This is a genomic window from Pseudomonadota bacterium, from assembly GCA_018817425.1.
Taxonomy (GTDB): domain Bacteria; phylum Desulfobacterota; class Desulfobacteria; order Desulfobacterales; family RPRI01; genus RPRI01.
Genome location: JAHITX010000132.1, coordinates 1 through 2,540 on the forward strand (window position 1 = coordinate 1; position 2,540 = coordinate 2,540).

The 2,540-nt window shown below is 38.0% G+C and carries 5 protein-coding genes; 3 read left to right on the plus strand and 2 right to left on the minus strand.

The genetic code is table 11. The annotated features are described in order from the left end of the window. Positions 1 to 265: 265 nt before the first annotated feature. Both KKC46_22120 and KKC46_22125 read left to right on the plus strand, forming a co-directional pair. Positions 266 to 874, plus strand: a complete 609-nt coding sequence (locus KKC46_22120; protein MBU1056500.1) for a VPLPA-CTERM sorting domain-containing protein — start codon at positions 266 to 268, stop codon at positions 872 to 874. A 163-nt stretch (positions 875 to 1,037) separates the two neighbouring features. Then, on the plus strand, positions 1,038 to 1,181 hold the full coding sequence (locus KKC46_22125) for a hypothetical protein (GenBank protein MBU1056501.1): 144 nt from the start codon (positions 1,038 to 1,040) through the stop codon (positions 1,179 to 1,181). Positions 1,182 to 1,526: 345 nt separating this feature from the next. Here the strand turns inward: KKC46_22125 and KKC46_22130 are convergent, their stop codons facing one another. Beyond that, positions 1,527 to 1,781, minus strand: coding sequence for a Txe/YoeB family addiction module toxin (locus tag KKC46_22130; protein ID MBU1056502.1), 255 nt, complete (start codon positions 1,779 to 1,781; stop codon positions 1,527 to 1,529). Next, the gene (locus KKC46_22135) at positions 1,778 to 2,029 is read right to left on the minus strand and encodes a type II toxin-antitoxin system prevent-host-death family antitoxin (protein MBU1056503.1); all 252 of its coding nucleotides are present in this window, start codon (positions 2,027 to 2,029) and stop codon (positions 1,778 to 1,780) included. The genes KKC46_22130 and KKC46_22135 overlap by 4 nt, the downstream gene beginning before the upstream one ends. Before the next feature lie 387 nt (positions 2,030 to 2,416). Between KKC46_22135 and KKC46_22140 the strand changes: the two genes are divergently transcribed. Beyond that, positions 2,417 to 2,540, plus strand: a 124-nt coding sequence (locus KKC46_22140) for a triose-phosphate isomerase (GenBank protein ID MBU1056504.1), incomplete at its 3' end; no start/stop codon positions are given.

Genomic DNA, 2,540 nt, shown 5'->3' on the forward strand with positions numbered 1-2,540 from the left:
GCGGCATCAAAGTCTTGACAAGAAAACACCGGATATGGTTTATTGGGCGACATTTCCCAAGAGAGAGACAGCAGCTTGAATAAGCAGCTTACCCACTTAAAAAACAATTTTTGCTGTTCATACAATCCCGACCACCGCTCTACTCGGTTCAGGCTTGGTGGGATTATTAGGTATTAGGAGAAAAATAAAGTAACATATTCTAATTTTAGGTTTGAATTAAAGCTCAAATAAATAATTAATTAATTTACAAAAGGGAAACTATCCAATGAAAAAGTTAAGCCTGTTTTGGTGTTTAGGAATGATTTGCATAGTATTTTGGTTTGCTCCAAGTTCAGAAGCTGCACTTATCTGGCCAATGCAAGTGGGACAGGATTGGATATATGAGGCCAATGAATACCCCGGTGGCGAGGCGATGATTGACATGCACTTTTATGTTTCAGAAGAAGTTATGATTGGATCACAGCAAAATTTTCATTTTGGGGATGGTTACTTCCGATCCACAGAAACGCAAATTTTTGAATGGGATTCAGAGGTAGGTGAGACGCTGTTTTTTCAAATTGATGCGGTAGGAACAACCTGGAGCCATTCAACGAATAATACTGTAGAAATTTTAGATGATGACTTCATTGTTAACATCCCTTATGGTTTAGGAACTTATAGTGCTTATCAACTGGGCTTCTCAGATCCTGATGGACCTTGGAATATGTATGTTGTGCCGAACTTAGGCATTGTCCAAATGGATCTATTTGACGAAGACCCATCTCATATTCTAAAATTGAAAAATATTTCATCTGTTCCCATTCCCGGTGCAATCTGGCTCCTTGGTTCCGGCCTGATTGGGTTGGTAGGAATAAGGAGAAAGTTTAAAAACTAAACTGAAATGAGTTTTTTAAATGTAGAAAGGCAGGGTCTCATGGCTTTGCCTTTTTCTTTTATAGAAATAAAGATTACTTAATATAATATTGATGAATTCGCAAAAAGTCCCCAGACCGCCATACCGGCGAAAACCGGTATCCAGAACCGATTGAAATTGCTGGATGCCGGATCGAGTTCGGCATGACGAAACAGGTATAATAGGTGGCGGGGATAGTGCAGACGAAAAAAAAGCCATTAATTACTGTTCAAGATTTGACCTCGATTTTTCCCAATACGAGGTCATTGTTTTAACTATTCTCAGATGATAAGCGACGATAAATACCGGATGGAAAATATTTATTCAGGAAATCCGAAAGAAAAAGCCCAAGGATTTTGCGTAAGAAATACTTTGGCGTCATATGTACATGTACATTTTGCTTTTTTAGTAAAGTCTATTTGATTAACTTTTACTTTGTAATTTGCCGCATCAGTACCTTCATCATTTCAAATATAGACCCCATTTCTTTTGTCAATTTACCTTGATGGTCTCATACTAAACCCATAAATCGTCATTACGGTGAAAAGAATGTGACGAAATTAATAAAAACAATGTTTCACCTTATTTCGTCATTCCGGGCTTTACCAGGAATCCAGTTATATAAAAAGAAGGATCAGTAATGATATTTCAGTTGAGCAATATGAATTGAATTTTCATAGACTTTATAAACGAATCTATGTTCTTCATTTATGCGTCTTGACCAATATCCGGATAGGGCATGTTTCAACGGTTCAGGTTTTCCAACACCATCAAAAGGGCTGCGTTTTGTTTCCGTAATAAGGGTGTTGATACGGTGTAGAATTTTCTTATCAGTTTTTTGCCAATAGAGGTAATCTTCCCATGCTTGATCAGAGAAAATGAGCTTCACTCCATCAGTTCCTTTTCAATACCATTGCCGTTTTCAAGTTGGGCAATAGATTCAATCAGCCGTCTGGTGTTTTTTGGTGAACGTAATAAGTAAGCTGTCTCTTCAAGGGCTTCAAAATCCTCAAGAGACATAATGACCACTGCATTCGATGACTTCCGGGTCACAATCACCGGAGAATGGTCACTGCAAACTTTATCCATTGTTTTCGCAAGGTTTTGTCTTGCTGCTGTATAGGTAATAGCATCCATTATTTTTATCTCCTGTACAATATATTGTACATATGAATACCAGATTGTCAAGCAGATTTTCTTGCCCAAACTGAAACGTTTTGAAAGTGGCTCACTTCATGTCTTATTTTCAGGTCTACATTGGGACAGTTCGGGTACGCCCTTTATATTTATAGTTTACAATCTGAATATTTTTCAAATTGTTAGAGTTATATGTCAAGAAAAACGAGAGTAAATGCTCCTGGGACTTTACAAAATGTTATTATCTTTTATCCCGATTATTTGAGCAAAGACAAGTCGTGGGTGATGGTCAATAAAAGGTAACGCTTTGTGGTGACAACGCAGTTGAACTTATGTACTAGTGGACGTCCAATCCGCCATCATCGGATTTTTTATTGAGAGGTAGTTATGACAAAATATGTATTGGCAAACTGGAAGGCCCATAAATCCATGTCCGAAGCTGAAGCATGGCTTGAAAAGTTCTGTCAGTTGTATCGTCCCAATCCCCAGGTAGAAGTAATCATCGCCCCAC